Source organism: Leptospira noumeaensis, assembly GCF_004770765.1.
Classification (GTDB): Bacteria; Spirochaetota; Leptospiria; order Leptospirales; family Leptospiraceae; genus Leptospira_A; species Leptospira_A noumeaensis.
In genome coordinates, this window is record NZ_RQFK01000026.1 from 968573 (window position 1) to 987364 (window position 18792).

Sequence of the window (18792 nt, forward strand, 5' to 3'; positions counted from 1 at the left end):
ATTTATTTTCTCTTTCTAGCAGCTTCTGCCAATCGTTCAAACATAGGAACAGTTGTTTCCCAAGAGACACAAGCATCTGTGATGGACTGGCCATAAGTCAGAGGTTTCGCATCAATGGACTGGTTTCCTTCTTTCAAATGACTTTCCACCATCACACCTAGGATGTAGTTACTACCTTTGGCAAATTGTTCTGCTACAGCCTCAATCACTGCTGGTTGTTTGCGAAAGTCCTTTTGGCTATTTCCATGAGAACAATCGATCATTACTTTGGGAGGAAGGCCTGCTTTTTCAATTTGGGCACCGAGTTCATTGACAGACGCCTCATCGAAGTTAGGCCCTTTGTTTCCCCCACGTAAAATTACATGAGTGTCTTTGTTTCCTGCGGTTCGAAAAATGGCACTACTACCTTGGTTAGTCACAGAAAGAAAATGATGGCTAGAACTTGCCGAACGAATGGCATCCACAGCGATCTGAACATTCCCATCCGTTCCATTTTTAAAACCAATGGGTGCTGAAAGACCAGATGCGAGTTCCCTGTGTACTTGGCTTTCTGTGGTTCTAGCACCAATGGCACCCCATGCCACTAAGTCAGCAATGTACTGAGGAGAAATCACATCTAAAAATTCGGTTCCGCAAGGGATTCCCATGTTATTGAGATCTAACAGAAGTTTGCGGGCAAGTTGTAAACCTTTGTTGATATGAAACGATCCGTCTAAATCGGGATCGTTGATAAGTCCCTTCCAACCCACAGTGGTTCTTGGTTTTTCAAAATAAACACGCATCACAATCAGAAGTTCGTTTTTATACTCTTCAATTTTTGGTTTGAGTTTGGATGCATATTCCATCACGGCATCAATGTCATGGACAGAACAAGGGCCTACGACAACTAACATACGTTTGTTGTCTTTTCCGTGGATGATATCAGAAATTTCACTTCTGGTGCGGACTACCACTTCGCAGGCTTGGTCTGTCAATGGAAGTTCTTCTATAATGACAGATGGAGGGATGAGATTGTGTTGTTCTAAAATTCTTAAATTGGCTGTAGGTTTCATAATTAATACTTTTGCATGGAAGGATCGACTAAATCGGAATAGGCTAGAGTTCCTCCGGCTACGTTTTTATAAGACTTAAATCCTGCTTGGGCTAAAATTCCACAAGCCATACCAGACCTTCCACCAGAACGGCAATACACTAAAATTTCTTTATCAATTTGGTTTTTGATTTCTTCGATTCGGGCTGCAAGTTCGCTTACGGGAATGAGTTTGTCAGTACCTGGAACTAGAGCAATTTGTTGTTCATTTGGGTTTCTTACATCCAATACAAAAAAATCATCCTTTCCTTCTGCACGTGCATCCAGACGTTTTTTAAAACTAACTACATCGATTTCCGGTACCATTATGTGACTCCGCCCATTTCCTCTAGTTCTATTGTAATATCCTCCCAACGTTTCGTAAGGAGGGATATCTCTCTTTTAATATCGTTATAAGTGTCCATTTCCAACTGAAAACTTCTGTTTTTAAAGAACTCTGGATCCTGTAAAAGTTCCTCTTTGTCCTTTTTATTTTTTTCCAGTCTTTCTATTTGGACTTCCAAATCGGAAATTTCTTTCTCTAATTTTTTTCGTTTGTTTTTGCTTGCTTGTGGATTGGCTTTTTTTTCTTCAAATTTAGATTTGCCGGTGGTATTTTGGGCCGGAGATTCCGTTTCGTCTTCTTTGTGGAACTTGAGGTAGTCGTCAAAACTGCAATTTAGGTTTTGTAAGACACCGCCGGAAAGTTGGAAGGTGCGGTTACAAAGGCCTTTCATAAAATCCGGATCGTGGCTGATGATGAGAAGGCTTCCTGGAAAATCAATGAGAGCCCGTTTGACCGCTTCTCGAATCACGATGTCCAAGTGGTTTGTGGGTTCATCCAAAAATAAACAATTGGAAGGGTGGTTGACAAGGAGTGCCAATCGGAGGCGACTTTGTTCCCCTCCCGATAAATGTTTTACGGATTTAAAAACCCCATCCCCTGGAAAGGCAAAATGTCCAAGTAAGGTTCTTGCTCTTTCGGCGCTCAGTTCTGGATATTTTTTGATTACGGTTTCGACAAGGTTCAGGCTTTCATCCAGATCTTCCCCGTGAGTTTGGGAAAAGTATCCTAGTTTGGTTTTTGGGCCATAATAGAGAGAACCAGAATCCAACTTATGCCTTTCTAAAAGACAACGCATTAGGGTTGATTTCCCTGCTCCATTCGGGCCAACGAGCGCCACTTTGTCGCCAGCAGAAATTTCGATTTCTGCATTTTCAAAAATCGTTTTTTTCACACCTGTATTTTTATCGGGATAAGAAAAGGAGGCATTTTCTAAACGAAGGATGATATTACTAGAGGGAACAAATTGGAATTGGTAATCAGGTTTTTGGTTCCAGAAAGATTCTTCCGGATTTTCCAGTTTGTCTCTTTTTTCTAATCGTTTGATGACTGATTGGACTTGCCTTGCTTTTGTTGCTTGGGCACGAAATCGTTCCACCCATTCCATTCGGCTTTTTAGATAAGTTTCTTCTTTTTCGAATTGGGCTCTTAGTTGTTCTTGGATTTCATTTTTGGCTTCAAAAAATTCTTCCAAACTTCCTTGGAATTCAAAAGTTCCATGAGGATTGATTTCAATGATGGTATCAACCGTTTGGTTTAGAAATTCTGGATCGTGAGTCACAAGAACAAAGGCTTGGTTTTGAGATACTAAAAAGTCAGCTAACCACGATTTGGTTTTATCATCCAAATGGTTTGTTGGTTCATCGAGTAATAATAAATTATGTGGGTTGAGAAGGGCAATGGCAAGACCAATACGGTGATGATATCCAGGAGAAAATTCTTTGGTTTTACGAAGGAAGTCGGCCGTGGAAAATCCAAGACCAGAAAGAATTTTTTTCGCACGAGCTTCTAGACCGTGTAAGTCGTGTAAGTGGGCAAATTCTTCTAAATCACTTTGTTCGTGGAGTAAATCTTCAAATGCCGGATCTTCATGATCTATGGTTTCGAATTTGGATTCGATGAGTTTTCGTTTTCCATCATACTCTGCATAGAGTTTGTTTTCATCGAGAACCGTATCGATCACTGAAGTTTCGGGACTGAATTCTGGAATCTGTTGGAAAAGGGAAAGGACGGTATTTTTGGAACGAATGACTTCCCCGGATTCGGGTTTCATCTTTCCTGCGGCCATTTGGAATAGGGTGGTTTTTCCGGAACCGTTTGGGCCAACAATCGCTACGCGGCAACCAGGTTTGATATGCCAGCTGAATCCCTCAAAGAGGACTTTGGGGCCGAAGTGTTGGTGGATTTGGATGAATTGGATCAAAGCGCTTTGCGAAAACCCGCCGTAAGGCGGGGAATTTAGGAGGGACTAACCTTATTTCTTGGCTAGAAGTTCCGCCTTTCTTTCGCGAAGGTGTTTTACATAAAGGCTAGATTCACCGTTCATGGTTTCCACTGATTTGCTGATGGCTGAGTCAATTTCTGCTACAGTCATTTTCGCGATTTTTTTGTTCTTCTTTTCTTTTTCTTCTGACATGGAAGTTTTCCCCTTTTAGGTACGTCACTGAGATTCTTCCAGGGTTTCCTCACGAATTGAGACTGCAAGAAAAATAAGACAAAAATACAGACAAGTTGCAAACTGACCGGATGAAACGACTCCGACGATTTTTCAGTGAAGTGTACTTGTACGATGTCCATGGTCTGGCTTCGGAACTTTCGTTTACTTTCCTTCTGACTCTCTTCCCACTTCTTGTGGTTTTTGTAACCTTACTTGGGCTTTTGCAAGACCCAAAAACCATCAATTTGGTGACAGACCAAATTGGGAAATTTTTACCCGCACCCATCTTTCAACCCATAGACAAAAGCGTAGAAAATCTAACAAAAGTTAAAAGTTATAATGTAATTGCTTTAAGCATTGCGATTTCGTTTTTTTCGAGTTTGACTATTTTTGGAACCATCTCCAAAGCACTCCGATTTATTTCCCGGGATGAAACAAAAGTTGGATTTATCGCTTCTCAGTGGATCAACTTTCGTTTGCTTGTAATCTCTCTTGTTTTACTCGTTTTATACTTTTATTTAACTTATGGAATGGTTCACGCGGAAAAGATTTTGTTTCAAAAGTTTCGGTTTGGATTTTTTCGAAATAGTCCTTATCTTTCTGTTTCTCTGATTATTTTGCCTTATAGCATTGGGCTTTTTACATTCTATTATGCTTATATTACCAAAGCAAAAACCACTTTAAAAGAAAATTTACCAGGTGCGATCGTTGCGTCACTACTGGTTCTTGGAATGAGTTTTGGATTTCAATTTTATTTAAAAATGAAAAACGTAGGTGTGAATTATTCCTTAGCCTATGACTTGATTTCTAAAATGGTAGTTCTTATGTTGTACACTTATATCAACTCAACATTTTTTATTTGGGGATTTTTATGGAACCAAGTACTTGCTGATGATCGGAATAAAAAATCTCAGTCTAAAAAATAATCAGGTTCTAGAATCCTTGGACAAAAAGAAATTATGATTCCAAAGTAGTGGCGTGCGAGCGAAAAGAAAAGCCACTCTCCACCAGAAGAAAGGATATCATCCGCATCGAGATCGGTGTATCCTTTTTTATGAAACAATTGGTCAAGGCTCCAATTTTCTTCTCCAGGGATGACTTGAACTTTGAGATGTGCATAAAATTTATTTTCTAAACTATGGTAACGAAATACCAAGGCTCTTCCACCTAACGGATTTCTGATGGTGAAAGTGAGCCAAGTAGGAAAATCATTTTCTGGTTCCGAACTCAAGTGGTAGAGTTCCCAACCTATATCTTTTGCATTTCCAAAAAATTCTTGAAAACTAGATGTAAAAGCAGATTGGTATTCGGTTGTGATCCCCATTTATTTTTTGATAGAAATAAAACCCCAGATTTAAGGCAAATTTTATCTCATTTTTTCTAAGAAAGATTTAAAATGTTTTTTGAAAAAGAAAAACAAATTCCGGTTTCCCTAAGAAGTAGTTTCATTAGAATGGGGAGCCTGAGGTTTGCCACATGATCGAAACCATCAATATCAATTGGCCAAGCGGAGCCATCGATCCCATCATTCATTGCCCGGCTTGTGGCAGTTTGGTACTCAGCCCTTTAGAAGAAGAAGGGCCAGGTTGCCACCACATTCAGTTTATCATCGATAGTGAATCTGGCGAATTTAACTACATCACAGAATCCTTTGATGAAATTTTAAAAGAATTTCGTAAACCCGATGTAGAAGAATTTGATGAGTGGGATGCCACAGAAGTTTTTTTAGAAGAAGCAGAATCCAATACATTCTACGTGATGAATTTAATTTTACCTAGTAATGTTTCTATTGAGGATGATCCCGTTTGTTTGCGAATTGGATTCGAATTATTTTTTAGTGAAGACCAAGAAGAATTGTACGAAGAATTAGAAAGAAGACATGATGAGGAAGGTTTACATGACCATAGCCAGAACTAAAGTTTTAAAATTAGGATTATTAATCTCAGTATTTTTTGTTTTATCCAATTGTTTGATCAGTTATAAAGATCATCCGAAAATTCTTCCTCTTCCTGCGGAAGAAAAAACAATTGATGCAAATTTTGTTTATGTTCTTCCCACTTTTCCTCAACTCAACTTAGGGGGAAGGGAAGCCTTAAAGAATTATTTTCAAAACAAAACGCGTTTTAAAAATACGGTGGAAGGAGTGGATGTACCAAAGTCAGGATATTTGGTGAATGTAAAGGTTAACTACCGTTCACCGTCTCCAGAAGCAACAGTATTTCTTGGAATTTCAACTCTAACGGCTACCTTACTTCCTGCTTGGTCAACACAAGACGGATACGATATCCAATACCTTCTCTATAAAGATGGAAAAAAAGTAGCAACTTATGATTACCATATTTTTAGAACCTATGCGCAGTGGCTTTTGTTTGTTCCTATCTCTTGGTACAATTTTGAAACTGCAACGGAAAGAGAAGTATTCGAAAGAACCACTCTCAAGTTTTTTGAGGATGCCAAGGAACATTTCTAAAATCATTGGATCTCAACTTTCAAATATACAATGAATTTATTTGGGGATTTTGGCCTGGGATCATCGTTGTATTTGCAGTTGGGTTTTTTGTTGGATATTTAGCATCGTTTTTAGGACTCGGGGGTGGATTCATTTACACCCCTTTCTTTCATAGTTTTTTCCATCTAACGGCAGTTCAAGCTGTTGCTGTTTCTTTAGCGCAGATGCCGGTATCTTCTCTATCCGGACTTGTTGTTTATTATAAAAACAATAAAATTAGATGGAAACAAGGGTTCCTTTTACTTTGTACGTCAATCCCTACAGCCCAGTACACCGGTTATAAATTTGGTAGGTTTGAGGACACCGAACTCGGCAAACAGCTGTATTATGGAATTCCGTTTTCGGAGTTTATCTATCTAATTGTATTTACTGTTTTTTTAGGAATCCTTGCGATTTATAATTTGGTAACAGCACTAAAAAGAAGGAAAAAATACTACCAATCTTTGGAGGCGCAGTCTCAAAATTCTTATCCAACTCTTATGGCCTCTTCCGAAATCTCTGATTCTAATTCCAATTCTGGTTCAAACGTAGATTTGTCTGCATCGACTCAAAAGAATCATTCAGAATCTTTTTCTTATTCTCGCAAATCGGTAGTGATTGTCCTTTTGACGGGAATCTTTTTTGGTTTGTTTTCTTCTTTTTTTGGAATAGGTGGAGGATTCTTAGCAGTCCCTTTATTTGTGTATTACTTTCGAATGAGTCCTGTTGAGGCTGTTGCCACTTCTTTCCTCGGAATTTTTCTCACTTCCTTTGGAACCAGTATATTGTATTTTTTCCAAGGTAAATTACATTTGGAATTGGCACTCATTGGAAGTTTTGGTGGGATTTTTGGGGCAAGGATAGGATCATTAAAAGCAATCAATGCCAAACCTTACACCATCCTTCTAGTTACGGCCACGTTCCAATTCTTAGTTGTGATTTGGTATGTGATTGGGAAACTTCCAAAATTCTAATTGTATAATTTCAAATTATTTCTAGGTTTCGTCTAAAAAGTAACACGCTTATGAAGCATAAATTTCCGGAAGACCAACTCATCGAAGCACCCTCAGGTAAAATCCCAAAGTTGTATAGTTGTGCAGAGTGTCGTAATGGGGCAGGCCTAGATTTTTCTTTTACGATGGCCTTCCAACCCATCATCGATTGGAACCAAAAAACAATTTATTCCCATGAGGCACTGGTTCGCGGGACGAGTGGCGAGTCCGCGTATTCCATTCTTTCTAAGCTTAATGCCACTAACAGATACCAGTTTGATCAATCGTGTCGCATTAAAGCCATTCAATTGGCAAGTCAGATTGGTATTCCCTCATATTTGAATATTAACTTTTTGCCAAATGCTGTCTACCAACCAGAAACTTGTATTCGAACAACTTTAGAAGCCAGCCAAGAATACCAATTCCCATTGAATCGATTGGTATTTGAATTAACGGAAGGTGAAGAAGTACAAGATCATGATCACATCATTAATATTTTTAAAAAATACCAAGAATATGGATTTTTGACTGCGATTGATGATTTTGGATCTGGTTACTCAGGACTTAATTTACTCGCAAAATTCCAACCTGATTTGATTAAATTAGATATGGAACTCATCCGTAACATCCATACCAATTCGGTGGCACAAAAATTAACCAAGGCCATTGCGGGTGTATGCCAAGAAATTGGAATTAAGGTGATTGCCGAGGGTGTTGAAACAATCGAAGAATTGAAAGTTTTGGTAGATATGGGAATTTCTCTTTACCAAGGTTATTTGTTTTCCAAACCAGCCTTTGAATCCGCTGGTGAAGTGTTCTATCCAACTCTTTAAATTAAAAAACTTTCTAATTCACGTCTAGGGGAATTGTATTCATAGGAACTTCTTCCGAGCCTTGCAATCAATTGGATTTGTTCTTTTGATTTTAATCCCAGTATCGTTTTCAGTTGTTTGGTGAACTCTCTACTTTCTGGATAATCTTCCACAGATTGGTTCATGGTGTGAAAGGCAATTTTACGCACAGCAGAGGCCAAACTCACTCGCATAAAATCTCGTCCCACTTCCATCCAAGTACGTTCCTCATCAGAACCTTCTGTAATGAAAAAAACAAGAGCCTTCGAAGAATAGACTTGGTTTTGAAACATTTGGATTCCAGCATCCTTAGAAGATTTCGAATGCCAGGCTTCTTTCGATAAATCTACGAAAAATGTTTTGGCAAACCAAAGTTTGATTCCGGAAAGTCCATTCCCTTCCAGGGTAAGTCCATCTCGTTTTTGATAGATATCTTCTTTGGAAACTCGAAACCATTTGCGATTTAGTTCATTCGATTCTGTACGATTGGTTTCCATAGCGAATGCTGCATCTAGTATAGGTAAGATGGTTTCTAATTGTTTGGGATCATTCACAAAGAGTAATTTATGTTTGGTTGGCCCCATTAATATTTTTAAATCATTGATTTCTTCGTTCGTAATGAAATTTCCTGAATAGATAGACCTGTCCATTCTACGGTCACTGACTCCAGAAAATAAAAAGTCATGAACACATTTTGATTTTGGGGCAATTTGAAATTTAGCTACTGGCAAAGTAGAAAACGTTTTAGAACTTGGTTTTCCTTTTGGAAAATATGTGATATTGGTATCAAACATAAGTTTATCGGCTGTTAAATGAGCGAGTTCTAAAAAAGTCCCTTGTGTGTGAAAAAATTGCCGGTTGAGGGAATCAATTTCGGGAAGTTGTTTTTCTCCGTCACCAAAAAGTAAAAATTCGGAATCCGATACCTTTTTAATTTTCCAAGGTTGTGAATTATGGGAATTGGGGGCGAGAAGAGCCGTAAGAAGGATTTGCTCCAATGGTTTAGTAAACCCAAGTGATTCTGCAAATCCAATGGGATCTTTTCTGTGGAGGGCGGAGGATTCGGCCCCATAGGCAAATAAATTTTTTTGTAATGTGGAGAGGGAAACTAGGGCACCTGAGGCAAAACTGTTGATTAGAAATCTTTTTCTTGTGAGCTTCATTATTTTCTCATTTATGGTTCTAGACCTTAATTGAATCGGAGTCTAATCTAATATGTCAACCAACTCTGAACCTTTTTCCATTGATATCGTATCTGATGTAGCTTGCCCCTGGTGTTATGTCGGAAAAAAGAAACTGGAGTTGGCCCTCCAAACCGTTGGTGATAAAATCGATCCACAAGTTCGATGGAGACCTTTCCAACTTTCTCCTGAAATTCCAGAAGAAGGAATCGATTACAAAGAGCACCTAACACAAAAATTTGGAAGTTTGGATAGGCTCGATGGAGCTTGGCAACGTCTTACCGAAATTGGAAGATCAGTAGGTATCCCTTTTCAGTTTGAAGCCATTCCAAAAGCAACCAATACACTCATTTTACATGCACTTGTAGCTGGACTTCCTACTTTGGAAGAACAAGCTAAACTCGTGGATTTGTTTTTTGCTGCTAATTTTTCAGAAGGAAAGGATCTTACTGACAAAGAAACCATTTGGAAGGTGGCAGAACCATTGTACAAAGATCGTGGTAAGTTTGATTCCATTTTTGAAAACCCAGAACTCAAAGAAAATATCCGACAAGAAATTTCTTATTACCATCAAAATGGAATCAGCGGTGTTCCATACTTTATCATTGGTGGGAAATATGCTGTGAGTGGCGCGCAAGACCCTTCCGTTTTTGTAGAAGTGATCGAAACGGTTTTAAAAGAACGCGAGTCAGAAAAACAAAGTCAATAAATTAACGTTTCATCTTGACCGAACATTCAAGATTTTTAGATTGATTCTAATCGAATTCTATTTATGAAAAAAGTTATCCATTTCTTCGTCTACAAACCATTAGTTGCCAATTTGGTTTTTATCTTTTTGTTCCTTGCGGGGATGATTTCCGTTTTATCTATGAAACGAGAAGCGTTCCCTCGGGTAAACTTTCGCCAGGTACGTGTTCTCACGGTTTATCCTGGCGCAAGTCCTGTGGACGTAGAGAAAAAAGTTACCATTCCCATTGAAGAGAAATTACGCGAAGTAGAAGGATTGGATTCTGTTCGTTCCATCTCTCGTAACTCTGAATCCGATATCAGCATCAAAATCGATTTAGAACACAATAACCCTGATGGTGTTGTGAACGATATCAGGCGAGCTGTGGATCGTGTGACTAATTTACCAACACAAGTGAAAGACAGGCCCATTGTCACTGAACAGAAAAGTTCCAACTTTCCTGTGTTAGAGGTAGCGATCCATGGTGCCATGAACGAAATGGAACTACAAGAAATGGGTAGGTTCATCGAAGATGAAATGCGCAAAGTTTCTGGTGTGTCACGTGTGGATGCTTTTGGAAAAAGAAAAGAAGAGTGGCGCATTCGCGTTGATCCTGACTTAAAAAAACGTTATACACTTGGTTTTTCTGATATCATCAACGCCATTTCCAAAAGAAATATCAGTGTTCCTGCAGGTTCTTTTTTAAGACCAATCACTCAAGACATTCGAGTGACTGGTGAAATTAATGAAATCAATGATATTAAGAACATTCCTATTCGTTCGAATGAAACCGGAAATACGATTCTTTTATCGCAAGTTGCCAATGTAAAAGATACTTATGAAAGGCCACGTGTGATTGCGGTTGTGAATGGGGAACCGGCCTATGTCTTACAAATCATTAAAAAAGACAGTGCCGACATCATTCGAACTGTACAAGCTGTCCAAGAACGAATTGATGAATTAAAAAAACAAATTCCAGCAAACATCCAATTTACGGAATTAAACAACGAAGGGGCACGAGCCATCAAACGATTGGATGTGGTGATCACCAACTCACTTCAAGGTTTGTTTTTGGTTGTAGTTGTTCTAATCCTCTTTTTTAGTCTTAAAGATTCACTGCTCACAAGTCTTTCTCTACCGCTAACATTGTTTGCAACAACGATTGCATTTCCTATCTTTGATGTATCCTTCAACTTAGTATCAATGCTAGGGATTATCATTTCCCTGGGCATGTTAGTTGATAATAGTATTATTATCTCTGAAAATATCTACAAACATCGATCTAAAAAAGTTGATTCTAAAGAAGCTGCAGTCCTTGGTGCCAGCGAGTTGTTTGTTCCGATTATTGGATCGTATCTCACAACAGTAGCAGCTTTTTTACCGATGGCTTTTATGTCCGGAATTATGGGTAAATTCATTTGGCAAATTCCATTTATGGTGATTGTGGCTTTGACTTTATCTTTGTTTGAATCCTTTTTATTACTTCCTGTTCGGTATGCACAGTTCACATCACATGAAGTCAAAAAACGTTCGAAACAACGTGAAAGGTTTCGTACTGCCTTAGAAAATGGATTTGATTCTTTAAAATCAGGATTCACCAATTTTATTACAAAGGTTGTGAATCGTCCTTTCCTAACCCTGGGTTCCATCTTAATTGTGTTTTTGTCTTCTTGTGGGCTTGTCGGACTCATGAACTTCAATTTGTTTCCGAAAGAAGGAATTGATTATGTAATGGTACGTGCGGAATTTCCTCCAGACTTCTCTGCTCAAGAAACCACCAAACAATTGCAATACTTCCAACCCATTTTGAATAAAATTCCAAAAGAAGAAGTCCAAAGTATTATTTTAAAAATTGGAATCCAACAAACCGATCCAACAGATCCACTCACCCGGATTGGGGAACAGTTGGGAATGGCACAGATCATTCTAGTTCCTGAAACAGAACGAAAACGAACTGCCCAGGAAATTTTTGGTGAATTAGAACCAGATTTAAAAAAACTTCCAGGTGCTGTTTCAGTTATGGTGGATTTGGTTGTGAACGGCCCACCAATTGGGGCTGCGGTGACTGTTGCAATCGAAGGACGCGATTATAAAACTTTGAAACAAATTTCGAATGAGATGCAAGATTTTCTACGGAAACAAGACGGTGTCATCAATATCAACGATGATTACAAACCTGGTAGAGAAGAAATTCAAATTCGTATGAAAGATACTGCCTCTGCCATTACGGGAATTGATACAGAAGTTACTGCTTATTATGTGCGAACCGCCATGGAAGGATTAGAGGCATCTAATCTACGTAAGGGTAAAGATGAAGTCAAAATCGTAATCCAGAATGATGACCAGTTCCGAGATGGAATGGAAGATTTGGATTCCATTCAAATATCCAATAAATTTGGCCTCCTAACACCAATCACCGCGGTTACTACAAAAACTACCGTCCAAGGGATTGAAGCGTTGTATCATAATGATTATGAAAAAGCCATTACTGTCCTTGCTGACGTGGATGAAGCCAAAACAAGTTCTTCTATTGTGAATGCTAAAATCGTGGATGAGTTTGGAAACATTGGTAAAAAGTATCCTGGTTATAAAATCAAATTTCGAGGAGAACAAGAAGAAACTGCCAAGTCTATGGTTTCACTTCTTACCGCCGGTGTTCTGGCATTCTTTGGAATTTTTGCAATCCTTGCGATCATCTTCAATAGTATCAAAAAACCAATTCTGATTTTGTTATCGATTCCTTTAGGATTTGTTGGGGTTGTATTTGGGTTTTTGATTTCAGGAAAGGCTTTAAGTTTTCTTGCTATGATCGGGATCATTGGTCTTGCGGGAGTGATCGTGAACGCCTCCATTGTACTTGTGGATACCATCGAAGAATTCCAGGCGAAGGGAGAAGGTTTGTATAATTCTCTCATTACCGCATCAGCAGAAAGATTCCGACCGATTTTGGTAACAACACTCACCACCATGGCCGGAATGATTCCTACTGCTTATGCGATCGGTGGATCGGATCCCCTTCTAATTCCTATGACACTTTCTTTGGCATGGGGACTTGGATTTGGAACCTTTGGATCACTCATCTTTATCCCTGCAAGTTTCTCTGCTTATTACAAACTAAAAAAACGAACGTAAGTTAGTTGTATTAGTAATGATTCAGAACATCTTCGGCAAACCCGAGGATGTTCTCAAGTTTCAATTTTTTTCCATTGTCTAAAACCACGGTTCCGTTAAAAGTTCCGAACACTTGGTGTTGGACTGTTTTAATGATTAAAAAATTCATATAAGAATTTCTATCGACAATTGGCGTAAAATCTAATTCCAAACGATTGTTATTGGAAGTAAATTTCCATGGAGCCATGTAGTTTTTGGTATCGATGATAAAATCCACTTCCTCTAGTTTATGAATTTTGCCATCATAAAGAATGATATTTTCAGAAGCAGGACTTCGGTCTGTAAATCCATATCCTAAATTGAGACCAAATGGTTTCCCATCCACCCAAGCCGAGACGGAACTCCAATACCATCTGTTTTTATAAGTCCAAACACCACGCCCCCAATCTAGGGCTCCAAAGTCTTTTTTGGAATCAAATTGATAAATGGTATTTCCAACAGACACTTGGCCCGAAGCAGGCATACAATTGATTTTAGTATTATAATAGAATGCTTTTCTGTTTTCTTTCCAAGAGGTTGCGATATTCATCGAATCCATTTTGGGTTCGGTAAGTTCAATTTTTCCCTGGATACCTTTGTGACCATCGGGCGCGTCAAAAGACTTGGATTCAAATTCTAAAATTCGTTTTCCGTTTATGACTTCAAATCGAATTCGTAATTTTTTATCTTCAAACTGAACGAGTCCACTGCTATTAACACGAGGGAATCCAGTAGAACCCAAAGGTAAAACAGAGAGAGTATCAATTTGTTTGAATGTTCCTTGTTTGAAATCTAAAAAACAAATTGCAAATAGTCCCGCATAACCTAAATCAGATGCCGTTATTGTGATTCCAAATTCTTTTGTAGGCGACAAAATAGAGTAATAATCCCATTCCTTGATTTTTAATGCGGAGGCGGCGATACTTTCACGGTTATAAATCCAAAAAGGAGACCTAGCCCAACCTTCTTCTGTAAGGGTTCCATCAGTTTTTAGTAAAGGGATTTGTTTTTTAATCTCAGGCATAAACTGATTCAAAAGGATTCATCACTTTCGGCGAGAAGTTTTTATTAGAATTAATAAGAGCGAATTGACAGAAATCGAAATCATTTGCAGACTCAGTTTCGCTCACGCAGCATAAAGAAGGAAAAACGAACCATGAGTCAATCCATTCCAAAAGAACAAAATTATGATTATGACTTTATTATAGTAGGGTCTGGTTTTGGAGGTTCTGTTTCTGCTTACAGGTTATCACAAAAAGGTTATAAGGTTTTAGTGATTGAATCTGGTAAAAGATGGAAATCAACCGACTTCCCCAAAACCAATTGGAGTCTTCGTAAATACTTATGGATGCCAAAGTTAGGTTTTTACGGAATCCAAAGAATCAACTTACTCAATGATTTTCTACTTGTGAGTGGTGCGGGTGTAGGTGGTGGTTCGTTAGTTTATGCTTGTACGTTATATGTTCCATCTTCTAAAGTATTAAACTCTCCTTTGTATTCTAAAATGGGTGGGGAAAAATCATTATTACCATATTATGATGTTGCAAAGCATATGCTTGGAGTCACAGAGAACCCGCAACTCTGGGAACCGGATCAAATTTTATTAGAAACTGCCAAATCCTTCGGTAAGGAAGATACCTTCCGCAGAACACCTGTTGGAATTTATTTTGGAAACAAAAAAGATCCCAAGGATCCTTTTTTTGGAGGTGATGGTCCCGACCGAGATCCTTGTAACTTTTGTGGTGGTTGTATGGTGGGTTGTCGTCATAACGCGAAAAACACTCTTGACAAAAATTATTTATTCTTAGCAGAAAAGTTAGGTGCTGTAATCCTTCCCGAAACAAAAGTCACTTCTCTTGTCCCACTCAATGAAAAAGGAATTCCTGATCCAGAAGCAAGTGGTGAGTTTGGATATGAATTAGAAACAAACAGTACCACTGGTTGGTTTGGTTATCCAAAAAGAAAATTTCGTTCCAAACAAGTAGTGCTTTCTGCCGGTGTGATGGGAACGGTTGGGCTTCTACTCAAAATGCAATTTGAAAACAAAATGATTCGATTGTCAGAAAAGTTAGGTGATACCGTTCGTACCAATAGTGAAACAGTTTTACCAGTAACAGTTCCCGCAAGCAAAGGTGTGGATTATTCACGTGGGATTGCCATTACTTCCTCTGTCCATCCGGATGAAAATACTCATATTGAACCGGTTCGGTATTCGAAAGGATCTGATTTTTTTGCTCTCCTTGCCAGTGTGATGACCGATGGGGGAGGAAAGTTTCCAAGACCACTTAAATTTTTTTGGACAATGCTTCGCCATCCCATTTATTTTTTAAAAGCCCATAACCCAGTTGGGTTTGCAAAAAACTCCATCATCTTACTTGTGATGCAAACTGTTGATAATAGCGTACGACTTGTTCGTAAAAGACGAATCATTTGGCCTTTCCAAAGAACCATCACATCGGCTCTTTCCACTGGTGAACCCACACCAACTTATATTCCGATTGCCAATGCCTTTACAAGGAAACTCGCAGAGATTGTTGGTGGGATTCCTCGCAGTTCTTTCAATGACACTTTACTCAGTGCCCCTTTGACAGGCCATATCATGGGTGGATGTATTGTGGCTGACACACCGGAAAGGGGTGTGATCGATATGGAAAACAAAGTTTTTGGATACGAGAACCTACGTGTTTGTGACGCGTCCATGCTTACAGTAAACTTAGGTGTGAATCCCAGTTTGACCATTACGGCCCTTTCCGAACGAGCCATGAGTTTTGTTCCAACCAAAGACAAAGCACCAACACAATTTTTGTCCTTTGAAACAAAAAAGGGTTTTGATAAAATCCTTGGATCTGTTCCAAAGAAATCTTCCGTTAAAAAATCGACTCCAGTGAGGACACGCGTATCATAACCTAAATGAGTTTGATTGACATAGCCAAATCAGGTAACATCGAGGAATGGGATGCCGCGATCAGTGCCGGATCCGATCCGAATGAATTAGATTCTTATGGAACGAATGCTCTCTCCTGGATGTTAAAGATGGAGAGTGCGGAGCTCTTTCGTCACGCCATCCAAAAGGGGGCCGATCCCTTATCTCCTTATCGCATTCCAGGCAATGTTATCTTTGATGTAGTGAATCAAAACAAAGATTCTTTCCTTCAAATCTTAGTGGATACAGTTTCTGTTTGGAAAAATTCAAATCACCTTCTCACCAGAGATAAAAACGGGAACACCATCTTTCATTCGGCAGTTCTTGAGTCAGCAGAATCTCTTTGGGATGTATTATTCAATTCCTTATCGGATGAGATTGTTTCTTTGCGAAATGAAGAAGGTCGATCTGTATTTTTAGAAGCAATCATCGAAGACCGAATTGAGATCGTAACTAAACTTTTGTCAAAGTTTCCAGATATCGTCCAACAAATTGATCGTGAAGGAAAAACAGCACTCCATTTGGTTGCTGAGAGAAACTTACATGAGTTATGTTCGTTTCTTTTGGAAGAAGAAAAAGTTTCATTAGAAACAAAAGATAATTTCGGAAATACGGCTTTGTTTTTATCTGCTTCTGCCGACGCAGTCGAATGTATGACAGATTTACTCCATGCCGGTGCCAATCCTTTTGTGTGGGGAGAAAATGAGGAATCAATCACGAGGTTACTTGACCGTGAAAAGTTTGGTCATTCGTTCAAAACTTGGAAGGATTTTGTGATCCAAAAAGCAATCCTCGGCGCGGGGTATGTACGCCGAGAAGAAATGATCGAATTTATTCGAAAAGAAAAACCTTTCAAACCAGAAGAATTAACCAAAGCAAAGTTAGTTGAACTAATCTAGTTCTAGTTTGATTATATTTTATTTTATAGGTTAAATCGGACTACTTTTGTGGAGTGGAATCATCTCCTAAAAATTTTGGTCCATAGTTTCCTTCTCTGTCAGAATAAGATCTCTCCGTTTTGGGACTTTCAAAAGTATAATGTTGTTCGATATTGGTTTTGAAAGGTGCATTCTCCGGAGATTCGCCGTATTGGTGTAATTCTCGAATCCTTAAATCGGATCTCGGATGTTTTCCAAGTCTTCCTTGGAACTGAAAAAACGCGGATACCTTTGGATCTACTTTATGGTGGCCGTCGGGATCTTTGTCTGCCGGTTGGCCCACCCATCCTGGTTCTTCCCAAGAAACGAGCCTTTCAATTCTTGCTTTGATCATTTTCCGTGCATCCACATAACGAGTGGGCTCGGGAAGGTCTTTACAATCACAATCATCGAGTGTAGTTGTTTTGTCTCTGACTCCCGATCCAATCTTAACACTCGTTAAATCTTTTTCAGTTAGATCTTTGGGAATGATAAGAATTGAATTTTCCGGATCGAAACTAGGAAATACATCCCAAGGATCAGAAATATAATTAAAGAGTGCATTTCCTGCATGGAGTTTAACCGTGTAACCACCATAAGCTGATGTTGGATTTCCCCCATCGGAGCCCATATTCCCTGTGGCCACATAAAGGATGGGATGATTTTTTAAAGAGTTAATATTTTTAAAATCCGTATCAAGTAAGATATGGTCATGGCCTGTGAGTAAAATTCGTTTTGGTTTTCCATCTTTTGAGACAAGTAGGGCATAGGATTCTAAATCCCCTTGGTGGATGTTTCCAAATTTGGTTGGCCCTTCATTCCAATCATACCAAATCCAATACGAAATAACCATATCTCCATTTCCAACTTCATACCAGTAGTTTCCATTATCTCTAAATCCAGGTAAGGCTTCCTTCCCAGTTCCCGATACAGTGGTTTTGGCATAACGTACATGATAGTACAAATGGGTTTGTTTTCCTGATTCTCTTAGGTCAGGAAATTCTACATAGTTCCAAGTGGTTTGACCAAGGGATTTGCGACGAATGTCTTTAATAGGAAGTGTGTATTCTTTCGATTGAAAGTAGTCTGCATATTTTTCTATATTTGTTGGTAAGTATTTTTTATCTTTGTGAAAGACAAGGATGGGCGCAAATTTTGATGCTAACTCCTCTTGTTTTCGATTAGGAATTAAGTTCTCTTGGCTCACAAAAGTAAACTCATGAGTTATGTTTGGATTTTTAGAAAACGAATCTGTATTTTGAATCCAAAATGGATTATGACCTGGCGAATATTTTCCGTAAACTTTTTCTATTCCTTCTAAGCGAATGGAAAGATGAGTCCACTGGTTTGGTGTAACCTCTTGAAAACTTATTTGATCCGTAGATGACTGAATTTTTTTTGCGTTCTTATGCGATAGGATGGCAACGGGAGTATAACAGTCTTTACCACTTGTATTTGGACAAAAATAGAATTTTAAGCGATAAGAAATGCTTTCCCCTTTCAACTCTTTGGGAATGGCTTTGAGTTTGAATTGGAAACTTACGGATATTGGTTTTGTAATTTCCGAATCTTTCCTTTCAGAACTAGAACAAGAAATGATTAAAAGAAAGATTACTGCTAACGAGAGATTGGTTGTCATTTTAGTGATGGGTTTCATTTGTTTTTTAGGGCATAAAAAAACCCCTGTAACCAGGGGTTCCTTGCTTTAGAAAGACTTAGATTACTCTGCGTCTTTTTTTGCTTTTTTCTCTTTTTTGGCTTTCTTAGCTTTTTTACCTTTTTTCTCGCCATGTTTATGATTTTTTTTCTCTTTTTTCTCACCGTCTTTATTATTGATTTTTTCTTTTTTAGGTTTAACGGTTTCGGAAGCCTCTTCAGTTTGCATTGTAGGCTCTTCGTCTGCTTCTGTTTGAGCAAAAACACCAAAAGTGCTGAAAGAGAAAATAGAGAGAATCACAAGAATTTTTTTCATTTTTTACCTCGTATGGAATGT

18 protein-coding genes are annotated in these 18792 nt (G+C 38.6%); 9 read left to right on the plus strand and 9 right to left on the minus strand.

Annotated features, from left to right (window positions below):
• Positions 1-2: 2 nt before the first annotated feature.
• Genes EHQ24_RS12775 through EHQ24_RS19250 form a run of 4 tightly spaced genes read right to left on the minus strand, consistent with a single transcriptional unit; the run spans position 3 to position 3549 of the window.
• A complete protein-coding gene (locus tag EHQ24_RS12775) occupies positions 3-1052 on the minus strand; it encodes a 3-deoxy-7-phosphoheptulonate synthase (protein ID WP_135601978.1) in 1050 nt (349 codons plus the stop codon).
• Between the two features lie 2 nt (positions 1053-1054).
• Positions 1055-1396, minus strand: coding sequence for a rhodanese-like domain-containing protein (locus EHQ24_RS12780; protein ID WP_020776119.1), 342 nt, complete (start codon positions 1394-1396; stop codon positions 1055-1057).
• Positions 1396-3336 carry an ABC-F family ATP-binding cassette domain-containing protein gene (locus tag EHQ24_RS12785; RefSeq protein WP_135601979.1) on the minus strand — a complete coding sequence of 647 codons (1941 nt, stop codon included), beginning with the start codon at positions 3334-3336 and terminating at the stop codon, positions 1396-1398. The genes EHQ24_RS12780 and EHQ24_RS12785 overlap by 1 nt, the downstream gene beginning before the upstream one ends.
• Positions 3337-3387: 51 nt before the next feature.
• Entirely contained in the window at positions 3388-3549 is a 162-nt protein-coding gene (locus EHQ24_RS19250; protein ID WP_165779465.1) for a hypothetical protein, read from the minus strand.
• A 110-nt stretch (positions 3550-3659) separates the two neighbouring features.
• On the opposite strand from EHQ24_RS19250, the gene EHQ24_RS12790 reads away from it, so the two are divergent.
• Positions 3660-4496, plus strand: coding sequence for a YihY/virulence factor BrkB family protein (locus tag EHQ24_RS12790; protein WP_135601980.1), 837 nt, complete (start codon positions 3660-3662; stop codon positions 4494-4496).
• Here the strand turns inward: EHQ24_RS12790 and EHQ24_RS12795 are convergent.
• Entirely contained in the window at positions 4481-4894 is a 414-nt protein-coding gene (locus EHQ24_RS12795) for a hypothetical protein (protein WP_135601981.1), read from the minus strand. The genes EHQ24_RS12790 and EHQ24_RS12795 overlap by 16 nt on opposite strands.
• A 152-nt stretch (positions 4895-5046) precedes the next feature.
• Between EHQ24_RS12795 and EHQ24_RS12800 the strand changes: the two genes are divergently transcribed.
• From EHQ24_RS12800 to EHQ24_RS12815, 4 genes are read left to right on the plus strand one after another with little or no spacing between them, the layout of a single operon-like run.
• Entirely contained in the window at positions 5047-5487 is a 441-nt protein-coding gene (locus EHQ24_RS12800; protein ID WP_135587526.1) for a hypothetical protein, read from the plus strand.
• Positions 5468-6040: an LIC12231 family lipoprotein gene (locus EHQ24_RS12805; RefSeq protein WP_135587524.1), complete on the plus strand. Its 573-nt coding sequence runs from the start codon at positions 5468-5470 to the stop codon at positions 6038-6040. The genes EHQ24_RS12800 and EHQ24_RS12805 overlap by 20 nt, the downstream gene beginning before the upstream one ends.
• 5 nt (positions 6041-6045) lie before the next feature.
• Positions 6046-7032, plus strand: coding sequence for a sulfite exporter TauE/SafE family protein (locus EHQ24_RS12810; protein ID WP_135601982.1), 987 nt, complete (start codon positions 6046-6048; stop codon positions 7030-7032).
• A gap of 50 nt (positions 7033-7082) precedes the next feature.
• Positions 7083-7883, plus strand: a complete 801-nt coding sequence (locus tag EHQ24_RS12815) for an EAL domain-containing protein (RefSeq protein WP_208725770.1) — start codon at positions 7083-7085, stop codon at positions 7881-7883.
• On the opposite strand, the gene EHQ24_RS12820 is transcribed toward EHQ24_RS12815, so the two are convergent.
• Positions 7880-9064, minus strand: a complete 1185-nt coding sequence (locus tag EHQ24_RS12820) for an Acg family FMN-binding oxidoreductase (RefSeq protein ID WP_135601983.1) — start codon at positions 9062-9064, stop codon at positions 7880-7882. The genes EHQ24_RS12815 and EHQ24_RS12820 overlap by 4 nt on opposite strands.
• A 52-nt stretch (positions 9065-9116) precedes the next feature.
• Between EHQ24_RS12820 and EHQ24_RS12825 the strand changes: the two genes are divergently transcribed.
• Complete coding sequence (locus EHQ24_RS12825) at positions 9117-9791, plus strand: DsbA family oxidoreductase (protein WP_135601984.1); 675 nt, start codon at positions 9117-9119, stop codon at positions 9789-9791.
• A 63-nt stretch (positions 9792-9854) separates the two neighbouring features.
• Positions 9855-12941 carry an efflux RND transporter permease subunit gene (locus tag EHQ24_RS12830; RefSeq protein WP_135601985.1) on the plus strand — a complete coding sequence of 1029 codons (3087 nt, stop codon included), beginning with the start codon at positions 9855-9857 and terminating at the stop codon, positions 12939-12941.
• Positions 12942-12951: 10 nt separating this feature from the next.
• On the opposite strand, the gene EHQ24_RS12835 is transcribed toward EHQ24_RS12830, so the two are convergent.
• On the minus strand, positions 12952-13983 hold the full coding sequence (locus EHQ24_RS12835; RefSeq protein ID WP_135601986.1) for a DUF2804 domain-containing protein: 1032 nt from the start codon (positions 13981-13983) through the stop codon (positions 12952-12954).
• Between the two features lie 132 nt (positions 13984-14115).
• On the opposite strand from EHQ24_RS12835, the gene EHQ24_RS12840 reads away from it, so the two are divergent.
• A complete protein-coding gene (locus EHQ24_RS12840) occupies positions 14116-15864 on the plus strand; it encodes a GMC oxidoreductase (RefSeq protein ID WP_135601987.1) in 1749 nt (582 codons plus the stop codon).
• A gap of 5 nt (positions 15865-15869) precedes the next feature.
• Positions 15870-16781 carry an ankyrin repeat domain-containing protein gene (locus EHQ24_RS12845; RefSeq protein WP_135601988.1) on the plus strand — a complete coding sequence of 304 codons (912 nt, stop codon included), beginning with the start codon at positions 15870-15872 and terminating at the stop codon, positions 16779-16781.
• 40 nt (positions 16782-16821) lie between these two features.
• Here the strand turns inward: EHQ24_RS12845 and EHQ24_RS12850 are convergent, their stop codons facing one another.
• Positions 16822-18456: a hypothetical protein gene (locus EHQ24_RS12850; protein WP_135601989.1), complete on the minus strand. Its 1635-nt coding sequence runs from the start codon at positions 18454-18456 to the stop codon at positions 16822-16824.
• Positions 18457-18519: 63 nt separating this feature from the next.
• Complete coding sequence (locus EHQ24_RS12855) at positions 18520-18771, minus strand: hypothetical protein (protein WP_135587505.1); 252 nt, start codon at positions 18769-18771, stop codon at positions 18520-18522.
• Positions 18772-18792 lie beyond the last annotated feature (21 nt).

Excerpts from the sequence above, each read along its gene's own strand:
- EHQ24_RS12775 (WP_135601978.1), bottom strand. The coding sequence starts at position 1,052 with ATGAAACCTACAGCCAATTTAAGAATTTTAGAACAACACAATCTCATC.
- EHQ24_RS12780 (WP_020776119.1), bottom strand. The coding sequence starts at position 1,396 with ATGGTACCGGAAATCGATGTAGTTAGTTTTAAAAAACGTCTGGATGCA.
- EHQ24_RS19250 (WP_165779465.1), bottom strand. The coding sequence starts at position 3,549 with ATGTCAGAAGAAAAAGAAAAGAAGAACAAAAAAATCGCGAAAATGACT.
- EHQ24_RS12790 (WP_135601980.1), top strand. The coding sequence starts at position 3,660 with ATGAAACGACTCCGACGATTTTTCAGTGAAGTGTACTTGTACGATGTC.
- EHQ24_RS12795 (WP_135601981.1), bottom strand. The coding sequence starts at position 4,894 with ATGGGGATCACAACCGAATACCAATCTGCTTTTACATCTAGTTTTCAA.
- EHQ24_RS12800 (WP_135587526.1), top strand. The coding sequence starts at position 5,047 with ATGATCGAAACCATCAATATCAATTGGCCAAGCGGAGCCATCGATCCC.
- EHQ24_RS12805 (WP_135587524.1), top strand. The coding sequence starts at position 5,468 with ATGACCATAGCCAGAACTAAAGTTTTAAAATTAGGATTATTAATCTCA.
- EHQ24_RS12815 (WP_208725770.1), top strand. The coding sequence starts at position 7,083 with ATGAAGCATAAATTTCCGGAAGACCAACTCATCGAAGCACCCTCAGGT.
- EHQ24_RS12820 (WP_135601983.1), bottom strand. The coding sequence starts at position 9,064 with ATGAAGCTCACAAGAAAAAGATTTCTAATCAACAGTTTTGCCTCAGGT.
- EHQ24_RS12825 (WP_135601984.1), top strand. The coding sequence starts at position 9,117 with ATGTCAACCAACTCTGAACCTTTTTCCATTGATATCGTATCTGATGTA.
- EHQ24_RS12830 (WP_135601985.1), top strand. The coding sequence starts at position 9,855 with ATGAAAAAAGTTATCCATTTCTTCGTCTACAAACCATTAGTTGCCAAT.
- EHQ24_RS12835 (WP_135601986.1), bottom strand. The coding sequence starts at position 13,983 with ATGCCTGAGATTAAAAAACAAATCCCTTTACTAAAAACTGATGGAACC.
- EHQ24_RS12840 (WP_135601987.1), top strand. The coding sequence starts at position 14,116 with ATGAGTCAATCCATTCCAAAAGAACAAAATTATGATTATGACTTTATT.
- EHQ24_RS12845 (WP_135601988.1), top strand. The coding sequence starts at position 15,870 with ATGAGTTTGATTGACATAGCCAAATCAGGTAACATCGAGGAATGGGAT.
- EHQ24_RS12850 (WP_135601989.1), bottom strand. The coding sequence starts at position 18,456 with ATGAAACCCATCACTAAAATGACAACCAATCTCTCGTTAGCAGTAATC.
- EHQ24_RS12855 (WP_135587505.1), bottom strand. The coding sequence starts at position 18,771 with ATGAAAAAAATTCTTGTGATTCTCTCTATTTTCTCTTTCAGCACTTTT.